At 49.3% G+C, this 22,539-nt stretch carries 17 protein-coding genes and 1 tRNA gene; 5 read left to right on the forward strand and 13 right to left on the reverse strand.

Annotated features, from left to right (window positions below; translation table 11 throughout):
* Positions 1–25 precede the first annotated feature (25 nt).
* From B4923_RS12320 to B4923_RS12380, 13 genes are all read right to left on the reverse strand, one after another.
* A complete protein-coding gene (locus tag B4923_RS12320; RefSeq protein ID WP_245929570.1) occupies positions 26–1,732 on the reverse strand; it encodes a phosphoethanolamine transferase CptA in 1,707 nt (568 codons plus the stop codon).
* A 303-nt stretch (positions 1,733–2,035) separates the two neighbouring features.
* Positions 2,036–3,907 carry a DEAD/DEAH family ATP-dependent RNA helicase gene (locus tag B4923_RS12325; protein ID WP_109054655.1) on the reverse strand — a complete coding sequence of 624 codons (1,872 nt, stop codon included), beginning with the start codon at positions 3,905–3,907 and terminating at the stop codon, positions 2,036–2,038.
* On the reverse strand, positions 3,900–3,977 hold the full coding sequence (gene yrbN, locus B4923_RS21320; protein ID WP_109054691.1) for a protein YrbN: 78 nt from the start codon (positions 3,975–3,977) through the stop codon (positions 3,900–3,902). Before yrbN ends, B4923_RS12325 begins: the two co-directional genes overlap by 8 nt.
* 107 nt (positions 3,978–4,084) lie before the next feature.
* Positions 4,085–4,969 (reverse strand): lipoprotein NlpI, encoded by an 885-nt coding sequence (gene nlpI / locus B4923_RS12335; RefSeq protein WP_109054656.1) that lies wholly within the window; start codon positions 4,967–4,969, stop codon positions 4,085–4,087.
* A gap of 138 nt (positions 4,970–5,107) precedes the next feature.
* Complete coding sequence (gene pnp, locus B4923_RS12340; protein WP_109054657.1) at positions 5,108–7,231, reverse strand: polyribonucleotide nucleotidyltransferase; 2,124 nt, start codon at positions 7,229–7,231, stop codon at positions 5,108–5,110.
* Positions 7,232–7,482: 251 nt separating this feature from the next.
* Positions 7,483–7,752 (reverse strand): 30S ribosomal protein S15, encoded by a 270-nt coding sequence (gene rpsO, locus B4923_RS12345; protein WP_009114440.1) that lies wholly within the window; start codon positions 7,750–7,752, stop codon positions 7,483–7,485.
* A gap of 122 nt (positions 7,753–7,874) precedes the next feature.
* Positions 7,875–8,819 carry a tRNA pseudouridine(55) synthase TruB gene (gene truB, locus B4923_RS12350; RefSeq protein ID WP_109054658.1) on the reverse strand — a complete coding sequence of 315 codons (945 nt, stop codon included), beginning with the start codon at positions 8,817–8,819 and terminating at the stop codon, positions 7,875–7,877.
* Positions 8,819–9,217 carry a 30S ribosome-binding factor RbfA gene (rbfA, locus tag B4923_RS12355; protein ID WP_109054659.1) on the reverse strand — a complete coding sequence of 133 codons (399 nt, stop codon included), beginning with the start codon at positions 9,215–9,217 and terminating at the stop codon, positions 8,819–8,821. The genes truB and rbfA overlap by 1 nt, the downstream gene beginning before the upstream one ends.
* Before the next feature lie 76 nt (positions 9,218–9,293).
* A complete protein-coding gene (gene infB, locus B4923_RS12360; RefSeq protein ID WP_109054660.1) occupies positions 9,294–11,999 on the reverse strand; it encodes a translation initiation factor IF-2 in 2,706 nt (901 codons plus the stop codon).
* Between the two features lie 25 nt (positions 12,000–12,024).
* On the reverse strand, positions 12,025–13,554 hold the full coding sequence (gene nusA / locus B4923_RS12365; RefSeq protein WP_109054661.1) for a transcription termination factor NusA: 1,530 nt from the start codon (positions 13,552–13,554) through the stop codon (positions 12,025–12,027).
* Positions 13,555–13,575: 21 nt separating this feature from the next.
* Complete coding sequence (gene rimP / locus B4923_RS12370) at positions 13,576–14,028, reverse strand: ribosome maturation factor RimP (protein WP_136157026.1); 453 nt, start codon at positions 14,026–14,028, stop codon at positions 13,576–13,578.
* Between the two features lie 221 nt (positions 14,029–14,249).
* A tRNA-Met gene (locus B4923_RS12375) sits at positions 14,250–14,326 on the reverse strand.
* Positions 14,327–14,721: 395 nt separating this feature from the next.
* Positions 14,722–15,597, reverse strand: coding sequence for a helix-turn-helix domain-containing protein (locus tag B4923_RS12380; protein ID WP_245929571.1), 876 nt, complete (start codon positions 15,595–15,597; stop codon positions 14,722–14,724).
* Positions 15,598–16,162: 565 nt separating this feature from the next.
* On the opposite strand from B4923_RS12380, the gene B4923_RS12385 reads away from it, so the two are divergent.
* The 5 genes from B4923_RS12385 (at position 16,163) to B4923_RS12405 (ending at position 22,473) form a co-directional block, all read left to right on the forward strand.
* A complete protein-coding gene (locus B4923_RS12385) occupies positions 16,163–17,812 on the forward strand; it encodes an AMP-binding protein (protein WP_109054664.1) in 1,650 nt (549 codons plus the stop codon).
* A gap of 56 nt (positions 17,813–17,868) precedes the next feature.
* The gene (locus B4923_RS12390) at positions 17,869–19,104 is read left to right on the forward strand and encodes a CaiB/BaiF CoA transferase family protein (RefSeq protein WP_109054665.1); all 1,236 of its coding nucleotides are present in this window, start codon (positions 17,869–17,871) and stop codon (positions 19,102–19,104) included.
* 170 nt (positions 19,105–19,274) lie between these two features.
* A complete protein-coding gene (locus tag B4923_RS12395) occupies positions 19,275–20,102 on the forward strand; it encodes an acyl-CoA dehydratase activase (RefSeq protein ID WP_109054666.1) in 828 nt (275 codons plus the stop codon).
* Positions 20,099–21,340: a 2-hydroxyacyl-CoA dehydratase subunit D gene (locus B4923_RS12400; protein ID WP_109054667.1), complete on the forward strand. Its 1,242-nt coding sequence runs from the start codon at positions 20,099–20,101 to the stop codon at positions 21,338–21,340. The genes B4923_RS12395 and B4923_RS12400 overlap by 4 nt, the downstream gene beginning before the upstream one ends.
* Positions 21,340–22,473, forward strand: a complete 1,134-nt coding sequence (locus tag B4923_RS12405; protein WP_109054668.1) for a 2-hydroxyacyl-CoA dehydratase subunit D — start codon at positions 21,340–21,342, stop codon at positions 22,471–22,473. Before B4923_RS12400 ends, B4923_RS12405 begins: the two co-directional genes overlap by 1 nt.
* The last annotated feature ends 66 nt before the right edge of the window (positions 22,474–22,539 follow it).

The raw sequence follows: 22,539 nt of genomic DNA on the forward strand, positions 1-22,539 counted from the left end.
TTTTGCCTCAACAGGATTAGTCAGACTATTTGGTTCCCGCAATTGTTGCAGGCAGGCTATCAAACGTTCTCAGCCCTTTTTTATCGTAGGGGTTGCCAATCCAACGTTCTGTTTCTTTAAAATCCGGGTTTACCAGACTTTTTGACGGCTCGTAAAAATCGTAACTCAGCCCAGCCAAATCAGACCAGGTATGAATCAAATGCGCATTGCTGTATTTGCGCTCCAAATATGGTGCATAGTCGGACGAGTGGTTTTTCTGCCACTCGGGCGACATCCAGACCATAAAAGGAATCGTGTACATTGCGCGCGTTGGCGCCGCCTCATTACGTCCCAGCACATCATGCGGCGACGTTTCATAAACATCTTCACCGTGATCGGAGAAATAAAGCAGGAAACCATTCGGTTTATTTTTAGCAAAGATATTAATCAGGCTATCTACGATATAATCGTTATATAATTCTGCATTATCATAATGGTTATAAACTTCAACCTCCCGATCGCTTAATTCTGATGGCAAACCGACACGCCCATTAAATTTATCAAACGTCTCTGGATAGCGATATTTATAGTTCATATGCGTACCCAATAAATGTACGACAATGAATTTTTTCGGCGCAGGGTCAGCCATCACTTCCTCAAACGGCGGTAAAACGACATCATCGTATTGCCTGACACTTTGCGTTCTCTGGTTATTCAGATAGAACTGTTTGTCCGTCTGTTTTGAAAAAACCGTCAGCATCGTATTACGTTTAGTCATCGTCTGTTGATTGGTGATCCAGAATGTTTTATAACCTGCCTGCTTCATCAGATTCATCAATGAAGGCTTGGTCAGATACAGATCCGGATTTTGCTCATCGGCAAATGTCAGCGACTGTTGCAGAATCTCAATCGTATAAGGACGTGATGTCACGACATCTTTGAAAACCGCCAGATTCGGATCGGATTTGCTTAACGCATCCAAACGTGGCGTAGTCTGACGCGAGTAACCATACAGACTCATCCGGCTGCTGGTCGTTGATTCACCAATAACCAACACCAGAGTGCGAGGTGTATCTCCATTCGCATCTTTTAGATTGGCTAACGGCGGCAACGCAGCATTTTGCTGCAACATAGATTCCATACTGTCCAACTGCTGGCGATATTCAAGATAGCTGCTCAGAAACTGCCATGGTGATGTCGTCGCCATGCGGCCGGCCAGATAACCTGCGGTGTCTTCCGATGACAGCTTACCGACAATCATCTTTTTATAGATCGGGGCACCAAAAAGAACAGCCAGGATTATCAACGATACCACCGCTTTATGCATCGTCGGCAAGTAGACAGGCCGCAATTTCTTCCATAGCAAAATTGCCACTAGCGTGTAGGCAATCAATATCCCCACAACTTTCAAACTAAAATACTGGCTTAAATATTCACTTGCTTCTGTTGTGTTCGATTCAAACATGACAAACAGAACGCTTTGCGAGAATTCCTGTTTATAAATGGAATAGTAGCCCAGCGCTATTGCTGATGAAGCCCACAGTGCTATGCCGATTACCCCGGTAATTGCCCGGGTTTTATTCGGGAACAACAAAACGGGAATAAGCCAAAATAAGCTGTAAAGTAAAGCGTCTCGTAATCCATTTGCACCGCTATGCCCGGACAGTAAAATTAATAGCTGTAATGTGCAGGAGAAATACCAGAAAAATAATAACAACCAACCCAACCGTCGCCAGCTGAACTTTTTTTCCATAAAAAAATCATACATTTACTTAAATCCAAAGTAAGTTATTTTAATTAAATATTTTCAAAGAAGGCTGTGTGCAAATCTTGCAGATAATGTCTGTTTTTTAATACATCAACCATGCAAAAACCATGTTTTTCCCTGATGATTAACGACCATTAGAAAAAAATCATTAAGAGAAACTTAATTTTGGAAACCAGATGATTATCTTTTGTCCAAAAAAATGGCCCTCGAAAGGGCCATTTTTATATCAGAAAACATCAGGCAACGGAATATCTGCAAAAGATATTTTATTTTCCTGATGTCACTGTATTAGGCATCCGCAGGACGACGGCGCGGAGCACGCGGTGCGGCATCACGGTTAAACGTACGTTCACGACGTTCGCCGCCATTGCCTTCACGGCGTTCGCCGCTGAAAGCACGACGAGGAGCACCGTCACGACCAGCAGGACGACCACCACGGCGCTCACCACCTTCACGACGTTCGTGCGGCAGAGCATCACCCAGCAACTGCATATTCATCGGCTTGTTCAGAATACGAGTACGGGTAAAGTGTGATAACAGATCACCCGGCATGCCTTTCGGCAGTTCGATCGTAGAGTGAGAAGCAAACAGTTTGATGTTGCCAATATAGCGGCTGCTGATATCACCTTCATTGGCAATCGCCCCCACAATATGGCGAACCTCAACCCCATCATCGCGGCCCACTTCAATACGATACAGCTCCATATCGCCAGCATCACGGCGCTCACGACGTGGCGGGCGTTCACCGTCACGGCTGTCGCGAGGATCACGACGACGATCGCCACGACCAGCATCATCACGATCGCGGAATTCACGACGCGGACGACGATCAAACACCGGATCCGGCGGCAGGATCAGAGGACGTTCGCCCTGCGCCATCTTCAACAATGCGGCGGCCAGCGTTTCAATATCCAGCTCTTCCTGCGGTTGCAGTTTAGTCAGCAGCGCACGATACATATCCAGATCGCTGCTTTCCAGCTGTTGCTGTACTTTGGCAGCAAACCTGGCCAGACGACGTTGCCCCAGCAGTTCCGCATTTGGTAATTCCACTTCTGGAATCGTCAGTTTCATGGTGCGTTCAATGTTGCGCAGCAGGCGACGTTCGCGGTTTTCCACAAACAGCAATGCGCGACCGGCACGACCGGCACGGCCAGTACGGCCAATTCGGTGAACGTAGGATTCAGAATCCATCGGGATATCGTAGTTTACCACCAGACTGATACGCTCGACGTCCAGGCCACGAGCGGCAACGTCAGTGGCGATCAGAATATCCAGACGACCGTCTTTCAGACGTTCCAGCGTTTGTTCACGCAGTGCCTGGTTCATGTCGCCATTCAGCGCCGCGCTGTTATAGCCGCTGCGCTCCAGCGCTTCTGCCACTTCCAACGTCGCGTTTTTGGTACGAACGAAAATAATCGCCGCATCAAAATCTTCTGCCTCCAGGAAACGGACCAGTGCTTCATTCTTACGCACGCCGTGCACTGTCCAATAGCTCTGGCTGATATCAGGACGCGTTGTCACGCTCGACTGAATGCGGACTTCCTGCGGATCGGTCATGAAACGACGCGTAATACGCCGGATCGCTTCCGGCATGGTTGCAGAGAACAGCGCGGTCTGATGTTTGGCCGGGATCTGCGCCATGATGTTTTCTACATCTTCAATAAAGCCCATACGCAGCATTTCATCGGCTTCATCCAGCACCAGACCGCTCAGGTTGGACAGATCCAGCGTACCGCGCTTCAGGTGATCCAGCAGACGCCCCGGCGTACCGACGACGATCTGCGCGCCGCCGCGTAAAGCACGCAGTTGTACGTCATAACGTTGACCGCCATATAAGGCAACCACGTTCACGCCATGCATATGCTTGGCAAAATCACTACAGGCTTCAGCAACCTGCACCGCCAGTTCGCGGGTCGGAGCCAACACCAACATCTGCGGTGCTTTTAGCTCAGGTTTTAAATTATTTAATAATGGCAGAGCAAAAGCCGCAGTCTTACCACTGCCGGTCTGCGCCATACCCAGCACATCGCGACCGCTCAGCAGATGAGGAATACATTCCGCCTGAATCGGCGATGGTTTTTCATAGCCCAGATCGGTCAGGGCATTAATAATCGGAGCAGACAGCCCCAAATCAGCAAAAGAAGTAAATAAATCAGTCATGTACACGTGCCTCATTATATATGGCGGCCAGTCTACATAACTCGTCGAGAAAATTTTCAGTCATTTTCATTGAAAAGTGTGAACCGGCTCAAATTGGATTAAAAAGCGAACAAAAAAGCCCTCACCCGTCAAGGTGATAACCGTAGTCTTTTAAGGCTGATTATAGTTGTTCGTCAGCTATTGCTGGTCCGATCCTGATAGGTCGTCTTGCTCTTGGCCTAATAGCGCCAATTCCAACAATGCATAGCGGTGCTCAACAAAGTTATGAACGTTGTTAGCAACCGTCAGCTTGAACAGCGCCAAAGCGGTGTTCTTGTCCCCCAGACTTAGGTAGTGCTTACCTAAATAGAAGTCAGTTTCACTGAGATGCTCAGCGAGCGAAGTGTTATCCGTAGCTTCTTCCTGCAGAAGCTGCATCAGTGCTTTTTCACTGATACTGCCCAGGTAGAATTCGACAATTTTCCATCCCCACGGCCCTTTCTGTGCTCCGTCATAGCGCGTCTTCAACGCTACTTTGGCCATCTCCGGATTGATTTCTCGCTCCACGAGGTATAGCCACAACGAACGGAAAGGATCATTAGGATCGTCTCGATAAAACGCCAGCAGATCATCCTGCGCTAACAGGTAACGACCGCCATAATACAAAGCGATGCCCCGGTTTAAACGCGCGTAATTGTAAGTTGGATCAAGCTCTAGTACAGAATCAAACGCTTCATAGGCAGCATCAAAATTGCCTGCCTGCGTTAAGTAAATCCCCAGATAGTTAAAAACCTCTGGTATATCAGGGCGGATCGCCAGCGCTTGTGAAAAATCATTTCGCGCCAATGCCCGCAACCCCAAGCTATCATACAGCACTCCGCGCTCATATAATAGCTGTGCTCGCTCATCATCGGTTAATGCCCGGCTTGCAAAGATCTGTTCCATGCGCGCCAGAATCACTTCCTGCTGCAAAGTAGGCTGTAACGGAATCGCCAATACTGCGTCTTTGCGCCAATCCGTGTTGCTGCATCCTGCCAGCATAAGTGCTGTTGCAACATAACACCAGCGCAAGAAAGACTTCATTTCCCACTCCCGAAGACGAACATTGGATGAACATCCTGTCCCGGTCTGCTCAACACAAGGACATCCTTATCCTTATGATATACGCAACACCCAGCGTTAACGTAAACGATTCGGTGTTTTGCACAACTGTGGTAACAGTTATTCTTCCTCAGAAGACGGCACTGCCGCTTCCTGAGACTGAGCATTTGCTTCTTTAATACTCAAACGTACACGGCCCTGGCGATCGACTTCCAGTACCTTGACCGGAACTTCCTGCCCCATTTGCAGGTAGTCCGTCACTTTCTCAACGCGCTTGTCGGCAATCTGAGAAATATGTACCAGACCTTCTTTACCACCACCGATGGCAACGAAGGCGCCAAAATCAACGATACGCGTCACTTTACCCTGATAGACACGACCGACTTCGATTTCAGCGGTAATTTCTTCGATACGACGAATGGCATGTTTCGCTTTTTCGCCATCTGTAGAAGCAATCTTCACTGTACCGTCATCTTCAATTTCAATAGTCGTACCGGTTTCTTCAGTCAGCGCACGGATAACCGAACCACCTTTACCGATCACATCTTTGATCTTGTCAGTGCTGATTTTGATGGTATGGATACGCGGCGCGAATTCAGAGATGTCGCCACGCGGCGTACTGATCGCCTGTTCCATCACACCCAGAATGTGCAGACGAGCACCTTTGGCCTGATTCAACGCAACCTGCATGATTTCTCGGGTAATACCCTCGATTTTGATATCCATCTGCAATGCAGTGATACCTTCACGGCTACCGGCCACTTTGAAGTCCATATCGCCCAGATGATCTTCATCACCCAGAATATCGGACAGAACCACAAAATTTTCACCTTCTTTTACCAGACCCATAGCGATGCCTGCGACAGCGGCTTTAATCGGTACACCCGCATCCATCAGTGCCAGAGAAGCACCGCAGACTGACGCCATGGAAGAAGAACCGTTTGATTCCGTAATTTCAGACACCACGCGCACGGTGTACGGGAATTCATTCGCTTTAGGCATAACCGCCAGCACGCCGCGTTTTGCCAAACGACCATGACCAATTTCACGGCGTTTCGGCGATCCCACCATGCCAGTTTCACCAACTGAGTACGGAGGGAAGTTGTAGTGCAGCAGGAAGCGATCGGTACGTTCGCCGGTCAGTTCATCAATCGTCTGAGCATCGCGTTCGGTACCTAATGTCGCGGTAACCAACGCCTGAGTTTCACCACGAGTGAACAGCGCAGAACCGTGGGTACGCGGCAATACGCCAGTACGAACATCCAGACCGCGAATCATGTCTTTCTCACGGCCATCAATACGCGGTTCTCCACGCAATACGCGGCTACGCACCACATCCTTCTCGATGTTGCCCAGAATTTCCTGGATTTCGCCCGCGTTCAGCGTGTCATCTTCCGCCAGCAGCGCGGCTTCCACTTCGGCTTTGATGACATCAACCTGCGCATAACGCTCTTGTTTTTCAGTGATACGATAAGCATCACCCAGACGAGTTTCAGACAGAGCCTGTACGCGCTGGTGCAAATCGACATTCACTTCCGGTGCATGCCAATCCCACTTCGGTTTGCCCGCTTCAGCAACCAGTGCGTTGATATTTTCAATAACAATCTGCTGTTGCTCGTGGCCAAATACCACCGCGCCCAGCATCTGATCTTCACTTAACAGATCGGCCTCAGATTCAACCATCAGTACCGCGCCTTCAGTACCCGCAACCACCAGATCCAGACGGCTTTCCTGCAGTTCGTTAGTGGTCGGGTTCAACACATACTGATCGTTCAGGTAGCCGACACGAGCAGCGCCGATTGGGCCGCTGAACGGAATACCAGACAGGCTCAGCGCGGCAGAGGCGCCGATCATGGCAACGATATCAGGGTTTACCTGCGGATTAACAGAAACCACCGTGGCAATAACCTGAACTTCATTCAGGAAGCCGTCAGGAAACAGCGGACGAATCGGGCGGTCAATCAGACGGGAAATCAGTGTCTCACCCTCGCTCGGACGGCCTTCACGACGGAAGAAACCACCTGGGATACGTCCGGCAGCGTAGGTACGCTCCTGATAATTTACCGTTAAAGGGAAGAAACCCTGACCTGGTTTAGCTTGTTTGGCACCTACAACGGTAACAAATACTGCAGTATCATCCATGCTTACCATTACAGCAGCGGTAGCCTGGCGAGCCATCATACCGGTTTCTAACGTGACGGTATGTTGACCATATTGGAACTTACGAACGATCGGATTCAGCAAAATAATATCCTTAACTAGGGCGTGTCGCACCTACTCAGGATAGACACGCCGGTGAACTCCCGACCTTTACACTACATCCTCACGACTAATGACAACCTTTACCCTGCTCATGCAGATAAAGCCTCTCATTAGCCGCGCGAACCTCTGTAATGAAAGATCATAATTAAAACAACAATACATTACTCTGTTTTGCGAGCGCTTCCTAGAAGAAAGGGGCCAAAAGAGGCCCCTTCCCACTGAAACTCGGAAACTTAGCGACGCAGACCCAGACGCTCGATCAGGCTGGTGTAACGTGCTACATCTTTACGCTTCAGGTAGTCCAGCAGCTTACGACGCTGAGAAACCATACGCAGCAGACCACGACGGCTGTGGTGATCTTTCTTGTGCTCAGCGAAGTGGCCTTGCAGATGGTTGATCTGCGCGGTCAGCAACGCGACCTGAACTTCGGTAGAGCCACTGTCGTTAGTACCACGACCGAATTCCGCTACGATTTTAGCTTTAGCTTCAACACTTAGAGACATAGTCATACTCCAAACATTATAGATAAAAAAACAGGCGCCGATCTCTAATTCAGCCACCCAATAGTCAAGCCGCGCTATTCTACTCTCAGCCTCTTGCGATAGCAAGGCGGCAACAGGCCGGCTTAGTTCGGAAACTCAACGACCAAACGACGCGGAGCGACACGCCCGTCATCGTCAATCTCGCCCATACCAATGAATTTACGCTCTTCTCCCTCGGTAATGCGAACCATACCACTTGAGGGGGTGTCTGGCGTCTGAACCGCTTGCCCCAGTTTCAGGTAACCGGCGACCACCGGGTTCAAATTGACTTCGGGAAAATCCATCACCGGGCTATCCATCGGCATCAGGAGCGGGTCAAGACTCAACGCAGGCGCTCGATCGTCAGCCTGCGCCTGCGCCAATAATCCGTTCAACTGATCCAGCGTCACCATTTTTTCAGTAGGATAGGTAGAAACCTGCAAACGACGCAGATAAATCACGTGCGCGCCACAGCCTAACTTCTCACCCAAATCATCAATGATGGTGCGAATGTAAGTTCCTTTGGAACAGTGAATTTCCAGCTCCAGTTCATCGCCTTCGTAACGGATAAACCGCAGTTCATAGACGGTAATTTCACGTGCTTCACGCGGAACAACCTGCCCCTGACGCGCATACTCATATAGCGGACGTCCCTGATACTTCAACGCCGAGTACATGGAAGGAACTTGCTGCGTGATACCACGGAAGCTTTCCAGCGCCCCTTCCAGCTCGGCTTGTGAAAAGTTTACCGGACGCGTTTCAATCACGTTTCCATCAGCATCCGATGTATCTGTCCGCTGTCCAAGCCGGGCAATCACGCGATACCGCTTGTCAGAGTCCAGCAAATACCGGGAGAACTTGGTTGCCTCACCGAGGCAGATCGGCAACATACCGGTCGCCAGCGGATCCAGCGCCCCGGTATGCCCTGCTTTATTCGCGTTAAAAATCCGTTTTACTTTCTGCAAGACGTCATTCGACGACATGCCCTGAGATTTATCCAATAACAATACGCCGTGTACATCACGGCCACGGCGACGAGGACGACTCATTAATCCTCCTGATCTTCGCCCGTTGTAGAACGACGCGCGGCATCATTTTTGACGACGCTGGTGACCAGATTGGACATTCTCATCCCTTCAACCAGGGAGTTGTCATAGGCAAATGTCAATTCCGGGACAACACGCAGACGCATTGCCTTACCTAACAACATGCGGATAAAACCAGAGGCGTCCTGCAATGCTTTGACCGACGTCTTCACCTGTTCCGGCTCGTTATCATTCAGTAATGTCACGAAAACTTTTGCGTAAGCCAGATCGCGGGAAACTTCAACGCCAGAAACGGTCGCCATACCAATCCGCGGATCTTTCACTTCGCGTTGAATAATAATGGCGATTTCTTTTTGCATTTCCTGCGCAACGCGCTGAGTGCGGCTGAATTCTTTTGCCATATTGGATCCTCAATTAAAAATCGGGGGGCCACTAAGGCCCCCTTACAAATAACTCACGTCATCGCCTGGAACAGAATTAAACGATGGTGCGTTTGATCTCAATCGTTTCAAAAACTTCGATCACATCGCCAGCACGGACATCGTTGTAGTTCTTCACGCCGATACCACATTCCATACCGTTACGGACTTCGTTAACATCATCTTTGAAGCGACGCAGAGATTCCAGTTCGCCTTCGTAGATCACCACGTTGTCGCGCAGTACACGGATTTTGTTGTGACGTTTAACCACACCTTCCGTGACCATACAACCTGCGATAGCACCAAACTTAGGTGACTTGAACACATCACGGACTTCTGCCAGACCAATGATCTCTTGCTTGTATTCCGGCGCCAACATACCGCTCATTGCCTGTTTAACTTCATCAATCAGGTCATAGATGACGGAGTAGTAACGCAGATCCAGACTTTCCGCTTCAACGATACGACGGGCAGAAGCATCTGCACGGACGTTAAAGCCAAGGATAATCGCATTTGAAGCGGCTGCCAGTGTGGCGTCGGTTTCTGTGATACCACCCACACCAGAACCCACAATCTTCACTTTCACTTCATCAGTGGACAATTTCTGCAGGGAATCGGAAATCGCTTCACAAGAGCCCTGAACATCAGATTTCAGTACGATATTCAATTCAGAAACTTCACCTTCCGTCATGTTGGCAAACATGTTTTCCAGTTTGGATTTCTGCTGGCGGGCCAGTTTGACCTCACGGAATTTGCCCTGACGATAGAGCGCCACTTCACGCGCTTTCTTCTCGTCACGCACCACGGTAGCTTCATCACCGGCAGCAGGTACGCCTGACAGCCCCAGAATTTCGACCGGAATCGACGGACCGGCAGACGCAATTTCACGCCCCAGTTCATCACGCATGGCCCGAACCCGGCCATACTCAAAGCCACACAGAACGATATCGCCTTTATTCAGCGTACCTTCGCGAACCAGCACGGTAGCAACCGGGCCACGACCTTTATCCAGGAAGGATTCGATTACCACGCCGCTGGCCATGCCACTACGAATGGCTTTCAGTTCAAGAACTTCGGCCTGGAGCAGGATCGCGTCCAGCAGTTCGTCGATACCCGTACCGGCTTTTGCAGATACATGAACAAACTGAGACTCACCGCCCCACTCTTCCGGCATAATACCGTACTGGGACAGTTCGGTTTTAACACGATCCGGATCGGCTTCCGGCTTATCAATCTTGTTCACTGCAACCACTACCGGCACCTGGGCAGCTTTCGCATGCTGAATAGCTTCGATTGTCTGAGGCATCACGCCATCATCAGCCGCAACGACCAGAACCACGATGTCCGTTGCCTGAGCACCACGCGCACGCATTGCGGTAAACGCGGCGTGTCCCGGGGTATCCAGGAACGTGATCATGCCATTATCCGTTTCAACGTGATAAGCACCGATGTGCTGGGTAATCCCGCCCGCTTCGCCTGCCGCAACCTTGGTTGAACGGATATAGTCCAGCAATGAGGTTTTACCATGGTCAACGTGACCCATAATGGTAACGACAGGTGCGCGGGATTCAGCCGCCGCGCCAGTATCACGATCGCTCATGACCGCTTCTTCCAGCTCATTCTCACGGCGCAGAATCACTTTGTGACCCATTTCTTCCGCCACCAGCTGGGCCGTTTCCTGATCGATAACCTGATTGATGGTCGCCATCGCGCCCAGTTTCATCATCGCTTTGATAACCTGAGAGCCTTTAACCGCCATTTTGTTGGCTAACTCAGCGACAGTCACTGTCTCGCCGATGATCACATCACGGTTAACAGCCTGAACCGGCTTGTTGAAGCTTTGCTGCAACGTACTTGGCTTACGTTTACCTTTACCACCACGGGTAACGGCGCGGGCTTCTTCGCGATCGGCCTTGGACTCAGACAGGCGGTTACCTTTCTTCTGCTTGGTTGCTTTGCCACGGCCACGACTGCGACGCTCGCCTTCAACCTGACGATCACTTTCATCTTCCGCTTCACGGGCATGATGAGACGTGGTCACATGATAATCGGCGACCTCTTCAGGTTTCTGGCTTTCCGCTTCCCAGCGCCCGGCGTTTTCTTCCGCCATACGGCGGGCTTCTTCGGCAATGCGCCGAGCTTCTTCCTCGACCTTCAGGCGAGCGGCTTCTTCTGCTTTACGCTTAAGTTCGGCAGCTTCAGCTTCACGTTTCGCTTTTTCAGCCTGAGCCGGTTTGGTCATACTCTCGTTTTGTTGATTCGTCACTTTTTCTTTTTCCGCTACATCACGCTTAGCTTTTTCAGCGGCCTCACGTTTGGCTTGCTCTTCGGCAGCACGTTTAGCTTTCTCAGCAGCCTCACGCTGGGCTTTCTCTTCCGCCTCGCGTTTAGCCTGCTCTTCAGCAGCGCGTTGTGCCTGTTCTTCCGCTTCACGCCGTGCCAGCTCTTCCTCTTCCGCCTGTTGGGCATCCAGAGGATCGCGTTTTACATAAGTGCGTTTCTTGCGGACTTCGATCTGCACCGACTTACTCTTACCGCCAGTGCTTGGAATATTCAACGTGCTGCGCGTTTTACGCTGCAGCGTCAGTTTACCAGGCACACTCCCGCGATCGCGGTTAAGGTGCGCCAGTAACGTTTCTTTTTCATGCTGAGTCACAGAATCCGATGCAGACTTGGTAATTCCCGCATCAGCAAACTGCTGTATCAGGCGGTCAACCGAAGTCTGAATCTCTGTGGCCAGCGATTTTACGGTTACATCTGTCATGCTGTTCCTTTCCTGCTACAGTTCGTTATTCGTTGTCGTCGCCAAACCAACAGATATTACGGGCCGCCATAATCAGCTCACCCGCTTTTTCATCATTCAGCTCTTCAATATCCGTCAGATCGTCAACGCCCTGCTCAGCAAGATCTTCCAGCGTACAAACACCGCGTGCTGCCAGCTTGAATGCCATCTCACGCGACAGGCCAGATAAACTGAGCAAATCGTCTGCGGGTTGGCCATCGCCGCGACTTTCTTCGTGCGCCAGCGCCAGGGTGGTTAATGCGGCTTTCGCACGTTCGCGCAATGCTTCAATGGTCTCTTCATCGAGGCCTTCGATAGCCTGCAGCTCTTTAATCGGCACATAGGCCAGTTCTTCAAGTGAAGAGAAGCCCTCTTCAACCAGCACGGTGGCAAACTCTTCGTCAATATCAAGGTGCTTGGTGAACACATCAATAGCGGCATGCGCTTCAGCCTGATGCTTGGCCTGAAGATCTTCTACCGTCATGACGTTCAGTTCCCAGCGGTCATCTGAACGATGCTGCTTTAACAATTGGGAAGCCAAACGTACGTTCTGGCCGTTACGACCAATCGCCTGAGCCAGATTGCTGGATTCCACAGCGATATCCATCGTACAGGTATCTTCATCCACCACGATGGAAACGACATCAGCCGGCGCCATGGCGTTGATAACAAACTGAGCAGGATTGTCGTCCCACAGAATGATATCAATCCGTTCGCCGCCCAGCTCGCTGGATACGGCCTGCACGCGAGCGCCGCGCATACCAACACAAGCGCCGACAGGATCGATACGCTTATCATTGGTTTTCACCGCAATTTTCGCGCGGGACCCCGGATCGCGGGCAGCAGCCTTAATCTCGATGACCTCTTCACCGATTTCCGGCACTTCGATACGGAAAAGCTCTATCAGCATTTCCGGACGGGAACGGCTGACGAACAGCTGCGCGCCACGCGCTTCGGGACGAACAGAGTAAAGTACGCCGCGGATACGATCGCCAGGGCGGAAATTTTCACGGGGCAGCATGTCTTCACGGCCAATAACCGCTTCTGCACTGGTGTTAGAACCATCGACCGGTCTGACTTCAAGCGAAATATTATCACGGTTAACCTTCTTCACGACACCGGTGATAATCTCGCCTTCCTGTTCGCGGAACTGATCGACAACCATTGCTCGTTCAGCTTCACGGACTTTCTGCACAATAACCTGTTTGGCCGTTTGCGTGGTAATACGGTCAAACGTTACCGATTCAATCTGATCTTCTACATAATCGCCGACATCGAGCGCAGGATCTTCAAACTGAGCCGCGTCCAGTGTAATTTCACGCGTCGGCTGGGTCACTTCATTGACCACCAGCCAACGGCGGAACGTATCAAAGTCACCGGTCTTGCGATCGATACTGACGCGGACATCAATTTCCTGCTCGTATTTTTTCTTAGTTGCTGTCGCCAGTGCGGTTTCCAACGCTTCAAAAATCTTCTCGCGCGGGACGGCTTTTTCGTTGGAAACGGCTTCAACAACAGCCAGAATCTCTTTATTCATCCTAGTTGCCTCATCCAAACTTTAAAAGTGGGGTACCAGGTTCGCTTTCTGGATGTTGCTCAGCGCGAACACTTCGTCTTTGCCTTCCACTGTTACGGTAATCATTTCGCCATCAACGGCTTTAATAACGCCCTGCCACTTACGACGATTCTGGACTGCCATTCGCAGTACCACCGTCACCTCTTCACCGATAAAACGCACATAATGTTCTATCGTGAACAAGGGACGCTCAAGCCCTGGAGACGATACTTCCAGGTTATAGGCGACAGTGATAGGATCCTCAACATCCAATACCGCACTGACCTGGTGGCTGACATCAGCACAATCATCAACAGTGATCCCATCTTCACTATCAATATAGATACGCAGCGTCGATTGGCGACCCCGGATGAACTCAATACCGACCAATTCATAACCTAATGCTTCGACTGGTGCTGAAATCATCTCTGTTAATTTTTGCTCTAACGTGGACAAGCCCACCCCCAAGACATAAAAAAAGGGCCTAATAGCCCAGTAATTCTGTTGCCAAATAACAAAAAACCCCGATATATCGGGGCTTTATGCAACTGGACCCTAATACCGCTAAAAAACGCGGCATAACCTTCGGTTAAGGATTCTTTCAAAAAATCACTGTAAAAGCGATGTTGACTTATTGAACAGTTTATTTGAAAAAATACTCTACTGGAAAGGTTAAGTGGTTGCGGGGGCCGGATTTGAACCGACGACCTTCGGGTTATGAGCCCGACGAGCTACCAAGCTGCTCCACCCCGCGTCCGAAAACGTGGCAAATACTACGCTGACAACCGCAAAAATGCAAGTTATCTATAGGATTGGTGCGAGAACGAGTCTCTACAAGTTAATCTATTGTATTGAAATACAAAGAACCCCGTCAAGACCTTATCGGAATGCCCTTTATTCCCGCTCCGATAGCTACCCTCATTCAGAGCCTACTCGATACGCGATGGCACCAACAGATGAACTGTCGCGACATAGGGTCTCTGATGCGGTGAGAGAGTCCCACAGCCTAACCGAAAGTCCATTATGGATGAGAGAGGAATATTCTGTTGCAGTTACTGAAGATAAAGCAGGGAAAGCCAACCTGTTGGCGGCAAAAACATCATCATGAAAAGACACATTTATCATTAACTAACCGGATTCCGGTCGCATTTATCCTCCCCGAATCGAATGCATTCTTCTATATTCAGACGGCGTTATTGAATACTCCGCCTTAAATCTACGGCTCAAATTGGAAATGTCACGAAAACCACAGTCATAGGCTATCTGGGTGATATTTTTATTCGCCATTAAAGGGTTCGCAAGCTCTGACTTATAATGCTCAAGCCGCTTCTGATGTATCCATCGATTGACAGACGTTCCCTGCTCATGAAACAACTTTTGCAGATACCTTACGGATATTCCGCACGCCCGGGCGCAATCCTGAACGTTTAATTCCGGTTCAGACAAGTGTTTTTCAATATATTGCAGCGCAATGTAAAAAATGGTTGAACGCCCCATACTCTGCACTGGCAACGCCATGCTAAGTTCACTGAGCGACATGGTAATCAGATTAAGCAAAATATCCGCCAAATGCTGGGCATGCAGCGGCGGAATGGAATCCAGAAATGGAATATATTTAAGCATGAAACTGTAAACCAGCGCACCCGTTACGCTGTTGCCGCGAATGGCTTTCGCAGTAAGACTGTGTGTATTCCCCAGCCGCCCAGCAAATTTTTCACGCGGGATCAGGATCTTGAACAGAGAGTAATCATTATCGAAAGACCAGGTAACAGGTCTGGCCATATCGAAAAAGCAGAAATCGCCTTGGCGTAAAAAAGCCGTTCTTCCATCTTGCGAAAGTTGGCTGGTACCGGAACGTTGCAGCTCGATGTAGAAATCGCCTTCCTGACTCACCCCCTGCGAGCGCGGTAAACTGGTTGCGCGGTGTCCGTTCGACTCCAAAAGAAGAAATTGGAGATCGGCCACCCGCCGCTCCACAATATTAGCGTAAAACCGCTGATGGCTGGGGCTGGACTGCGAATTCATACAACACTCGTAAGAGGAGAGGAAACGTCCCTTAACGGTATCCCTGAAAGCAGTAAACCGCTCAGCACTGGGGACATCTTGAGTCGTAAAGATGTTTCTCATAATGTAACCACTTTTCTCAAAGACCTATTATTTATGTGGTCTATCTTCATCCAGAAGAAAAAGCAAGGGCTCATTCATTAAAAGCATATCAACATCTCATAAACGGTCATGTTCCGCATATTTTGAAAATTCATGCCATTTCTTTATTCCTCTTCTATCTCTGGCGACAAGAAAAATATGTAAGCTGCCGTTATAACAGACTGGAATCATCACCGAAAAAAATCAGAACATTATTTACTACAAATTAATCACATTATCATCATCGCACTCTTTTAATTAACAATCACCCCAAATAAGTTACAAAAAGGCATCATTGAAATATCGCGACAGATCACATTTACCGCGTCCGGATGAAAATGACGAAAAACAGTTCGCAATTTACCAAGAATGATGACTTGCACATTCCCATAATGAAAAAACGGAAGCGGTATTGCACGACATCACTAAATATAGGTACATCACGATGGGGCTATTAACGATAACCGCAGGAGAATGCTTAAATAAAGCAGCGACGCTTAATCCGTCCGGTGTTGCATTGATTGAAAGCAGCACCGGGAAGTCATTAACATGGCAGGAATTAAATGATGATGTCAATCGTGTTGCTCGCGGCTTGCTGGTAAGCGGGATGAAAAAAGGCGATCGTCTGGGTATCTGGTCTGCCAATAATGTTGAATGGATCATCTGTTTTTTAGCAGCGACCAGGATCGGCGTCGTTGTTATTGGTATTAATTTTCATTTCATGAAAAAAGAACTGTACGATTTATTGCACCTGACCCGAATTAAAGCTTTATGTTTATCCGATGGTTTCAGAGAAAATGACTTCTCAGAAGTCATTGCATCCCTTTATCAACAAAGTGAGTCAGAAGAGGCTTTCTTCCCTGAATTATTAATAAGCATCGGAAATAAAAAAGTATCTCAGGCATGGTCGCTGAATGAAATAAAAGAGCAAGGCCGGTCGTTGCCAATATCGCATTACGAAGAAGCCATATCGCAGGTGCAAAGCAACGACCTTCTGACCATTCAACTGACGTCTGGCAGCACCACCTTACCCAAATGCGTCATGCTCAGCCACCACAGCGTCGTCAATAATGCCTTTTTTTCCGCCCGGCGATTAAACGTCGTGCCAGATGACATACTTTGTCTGGCGGTGCCATTGTTTCATTGCTTCGGCCTTTCTTCCGGGCTGTTCTTCTCCCTTCATACCGGATGCAAAATGGTCTTGCTGGATAACTATCGCGCTGATGAGGTGCTCAAATCGGTCCAGACCTACCGATGCACCGTGATGCACGGCGTGCCAACCATTTTTAGTCGGCTGATGCAGCATGATGACCTGGTTCATTACGATACGGCAAGTCTGGACAAGGGCATCGTTGCCGGCGCCTATTGTCCGCCGCGACTGATTCAGGACATTGTTATGCGTCTCGGTATGAAGCATATCTCCGTGTCATACGGACAGACGGAAACATCGCCTTGCTGTACTCAGACACTGCCGGATGATTCGATTTCAGTAAAAAGTCATTCAATAGGAAAGCCCCTGCCCTTTATCGAAATGAAAATTGCAGATTTGAAAACGGGCAATCCATGTCCTGCTGGCGTGCGGGGAGAAATCTGTACCCGGGGATTTCACGTCATGATGGGTTATTACCATGATGATGAACAGACACGGAAAACCATTGATGCGCAAGGTTGGTTGCATACCGGAGATATCGGTTTCATCGACGTCAATGGTGATTACCATTATTCCCACCGCATTAAAGATATTATCGTTCGCGGAGGTGAAAACATCAGTTCACGCGAAGTGGAAGAAGCGATTCAGGAATATCCGGGGATCGATCTGGTAAAAGTATTTGGTGTGGCATCAGAAGAACTGGGAGAGGAAGTCGCCGCGGCCATTTGCATGAAAGAAGGATATTTATCTTGCGAAATCGAGTTACGCGAATTTTTGCGACATCGTTTGGCGCACTACAAAACGCCCGCCAATATTCATTTTTTAAAAAAATTTCCTTACACGCCCTGTGGAAAGATAGACATTCAAAAATTGAAATCATTAACAAGTAATAAAAACACTGTCAATAAATACAAAGAAAACGCCGTAGCTTCACATAGAAAATAATTTAAAAAAACGCTGAAAATTATGCATTGAGCCAAAAACCGGTAAAGGAGGGGAAAATGGCGAATAAAAAAGCATTAGAAGGGGTGACGGTTGTAGAATTAGCGACATTCATTGCCGTTCCCGCAGCAGGAAGAATTCTGGCGGATATGGGCGCTAAAGTGATTAAAATCGAATCGCTGGACGGAGATAATTTACGTTATACCGCACCAACAGAAGGTCGCCCGCTGGATCAGCACGAAAACACGACCTTTGATTTGGAAAATGCCAATAAATACGGCATTGCGTTAAATACCAAAACCGAAACAGGTCGCAAAATATTATTCCAGCTACTGGAAAAGGCCGATATTTTCCTGACTAACTGGCGTCCCAAAGCTCGTGAACGAGCCGGTCTGGATTATGAAACGCTGAAGAAAAAATTCCCTCGTCTGGTCTATGCCTGCGTAACCGGCTACGGCGACACAGGACCGGATAAAGATCTACCGGGATTCGACTACACCGCATTTTACGCCCGAGGCGGCATACTGGGTTCGCTTTATCAGAAAGGAACCGTGCCCATGAACGTCATCCCGGGGTTGGGAGATCACCAATGCGCCATGGGATTGGTTTCTGGCGTACTGGCAGCATATATCCGGGCTAAAAATACCGGTCAGGGAGAATATGTTTCCACCAGCCTGCTGCATACCGCCATCTACACTCAGGCAATCATGATTCAGGCGGCGCAATACAAAGACTACGGGCAACCCTATCCTATCGACCGCCGTACCACGACCAGTCCGTTCATCCTGGCGTACAAAACCAAAGACGACCGTTTCATTCAGATCTGCATGCCGGTCTATGACGCCTATTATCCCAAATTCATCCGTTGCATCGGCAGACCCGACCTGGCGGAAGACGAACGTTATACCCGGCTTCAGGAAGTCGCCAGGCATAAACGCTCGCCTGAGTTATACGACATTATCTGTCAGCAAATGGAGCAAAAGACGGTCAACGAATGGAAGACGATCTTCCTGGAAAACGATATTCCCTTCAGCGTCGCGCAGGTATGGGAAGAGATTCTGGATGATGAACAGGCATGGGCCATCGACACCTTCTACCGGATGAAATATGCCAACGGCAGCGAAAAAGCATTGGTGCGGCCGCCAATCGTTTTTCTGGAAAGCGGATTGCCCGATTACAAACGGGGCCCGTTACTTGGTGAAGATACCCCTGCGATTTTAAAAGACCTTGGGTATAGCGACAGCGATATCGCCAGACTGGAAACCGACAAGGACATTTTTATCTGGCAGGAGTAACCGGCATCAGAGGCAGGCGACAAACTTGAATCCGCGTTACCGGAAACGCCGCGGGATGGCAGCGAGGCACATACAGGGCCTCGCCTACAGACGGGTCCACACGCTGTTGCGGCCCATCGGCAGTCTGGAACAACCGTCGCTATTTCCTCGATTATCAGGAGATCGTCCATATGCAAAATATACTCACCATGGGCGTGGATATCGGTTCATCCGCATCCAAATGCGTCATCATGCGCAATGGTACGGAGATTGTCGCCCAATCTCTGTCGCCTGTCGGGGCGGGAACATCCGGACCAGAAAAAGCCATGGCGGAAGTGTTTCGGCAATATGGCGGAGCACGTAGCGATATTCAATGGGTGTGCGCTACGGGATACGGACGCAATTCATTGAAGGAGGCTAACAAGGAGATCAGTGAACTCAGCTGTCATGCCAAAGGCGCCAATTATCTTTTCCCAGGCGTCAAAACAGTCATTGATATTGGCGGACAGGATGTCAAAGCGCTACACATGGACGGCGGTGGCCGTCTGCTCAACTTTGTGATGAATGACAAATGTGCGGCAGGTACAGGCCGCTTCCTGGACGTCATGTCACGGGTGCTGGAAACCAATATCGCCGATCTCGCCGCATTGGGCGCACGGTCGCAAAAACTGGTCACGATCAGTTCTACCTGTACGGTCTTTTCCGAATCCGAAGTTATTTCACATCTTGCCAATAACGAGACGATTCCCGATGTCGTCAACGGAATTCATAAATCCGTCTCCAGCCGTATTGCCGGGCTGGCGAAAAGAGTAGGGATAGAAGAACCGGTCGTCATGACCGGCGGCGTCGCAAAAAACTTTGAAGTTGTTCGTTATGTCAGCAAAGAGTTGGGAGCCCCCATAAAGACCTCGCCATTATCACAATATACCGGGGCGATCGGGGCGGCTATTTATGCATTTGAAGCGTGCAGTTCGTCATTAAAAGACAGCGCTCCCATTTTAGGAGTACAGAATATATGAGCAATGTAAATATAAACGAACAGGAATATATTCCCGCGAAAAAAAAGTTACAGCAAATTGCCGCTGACGCGTATCAACGTGCCTGGGATGCCAAAAATAAAGGAGAAAAAATTGGCTGGTGCGCTTCCAACTTTCCGCAGGAAATTGCGGAAACATTGGGCGTGCCTGTCGTTTATCCCGAAAATCAGGCGGCCGCCATCGCCGCGAAAGGCGGTGGCTTGAGAATGTGCGAACATGCAGAAAGCATGGGTTATTCAAACGATATTTGTGCCTATGCCAGAATCAGCATCGCCTTTATGGATATCAAGCACTGTGAGGAAATGGATATGCCTCAACCCGATTTCCTGCTGTGCTGTAACAATATCTGCAACTGTATGATCAAATGGTATGAGAATATCGCTTATGAATTGAATATTCCGCTAATCCTTATCGATATCCCTTACAAAAATGATTATGAAACGGATGATGTCACCGTTCGCTATATCAAGGCGCAATTTGATGACGCTATCGCGCAACTGGCAAAAATAACGGGCAAAACGTTTTCAGAAGAAAAGTTCAGAGAAGTCTGTGAAATATCGCAGCGTACGGGCAAAGCCTGGCTGAAAGCGGCGGAATATTGCCAATATACCCCCTCCCCGATGAACGGCTTCGATCTGTTCAACCATATGGCTGTCGCCGTTTGCGCCCGTGGCCGCCAGGACGCGGCGGAAGCCTTTGAGCAACTGTGCGAAGAGATGGAACAGAATATCCGGGAAAAAAAATCGACCTATCGGGCCGAAGAAAAATATCGGGTGCTGTTCGAAGGCATTGCTTGCTGGCCCTATCTGCGCGCCACCTCCACCCCGTTGAAAGAACACGGTATCAATGTAACGGCGACGGTATACGCCACCGCATTCGGCGTCATTTATCAGAACAGCAGCGAAATGATGCGGGCCTACTCTTACGTTCCCAACTGCGTTTCGGTAGAGCGGGCAGCGGATATGCGTATTAACGTCGGCCGCCAAAATCACATCGACGGCGCCATTATCCATGTCAATCGCAGTTGCAAACTCTGGAGCGGCATCATGCCGGAGATAGAGCGAAGAATACGCCGCGAACTGAATATTCCTACCGTCACATTCGATGGCGATCAGGCCGATCCCCGCGGATTCTCCGAAGCACAATACGTTACGCGCATCGAAGCACTGACAGAAATCATGGCTGCCAACAAAGCCGCTGCGGAAAAAGGGGTAATCTGATGGAAACGTTAGCCAGAAAGTTTGAACTGTTAAAATCGATTGTCGACAATCCAGCAAAACAACTGAACGCATTTATCAGAAATGGCAAAAAAGTTGTGGGATGTCTCCCCGAATACACACCTAATGAAATCGTCTACGCCGCAGGTATGGTTCCGTTCGGTCTGTGGGGAGCGGAAGGACGGGAAATATCAGAAGCCAAGAAATATTTTCCGCCTTTCTATTGCGCTCTGGCGCTGTCATCGCTGGAAATGGGGCTGGACAAGGCGCTGGATAAATTGTCGGCGGTCATGATCCCCGTCCTTTGCGATACGCTGAAATGCCTTGGTCAAAACTGGAAAGCCGGCGTGCCTCAGGTTCCCTTCATACAGATCGTCCATCCACAGAATCGTGGGACTCCAGCTGGAATAACATTCCTGTCCGAACAGTACAAAAAGGTAGCCAGGCAATTGGAGCAACTGTCAGGACAATCGATCTCGGATGAGGCGTTGAACAACGCCATCACTGTCTTTAACCAACATCGGGCGGTACTGCGCGAATTCTCGCACACCGCCGCACAATATCCGCGCACCATCAGTCCGTTGCTCCGCAATATGGTGATCAAAAGCGGTTACTTCATGGATACCGTCGAACATACGCAGATCGTGCAGGATATTATTTCTCTCTGTCAGAAGCAGTCGCCGGAAGAATGGGATGGACACAAAATCGTGGTGACCGGCATCATTGCCGACAGCCCTTCCCTTCTGCAAATCTTTGCCGACAACAATATGGCCATCGTTGCGGATGAGGTCGCGCATGAATCCCGGCAATTCCGGCTCGATGTCCCGGAAGGCGACTCTCCCTATACCCGGTTGGCTGAACACATTGCCAAACTCGAAGGGTGTTCACTGTTATTTGACCCGGATAAAAAACGCACAAAAATTCTGTCTGATATGGTACGGAATAATAATGCGCAAGGCGTTGTCTATCTGCTGACGAAATTCTGTGATCCCGAAGAATTCGATGCGCCAATTATAAAAAAACATCTCGATAAAGAAGGTATTCCTTCAATCGTTATCGAAATCGATCAGCAAACCAAAAGTTACGAACAAGCGCGGACGGCATTACAGACTTTTGCCGATGTCTTGTCGGATTAATAAGTCTTTATGTCTCCCAATAGACTTATAGGATCATAGACAACCTGAAAAGCATGGGTTCTCTAT

Origin of the sequence: Brenneria roseae subsp. americana (genome assembly GCF_003115815.1) — a bacterium.
Classification (GTDB): Bacteria; Pseudomonadota; Gammaproteobacteria; order Enterobacterales; family Enterobacteriaceae; genus Brenneria; species Brenneria roseae.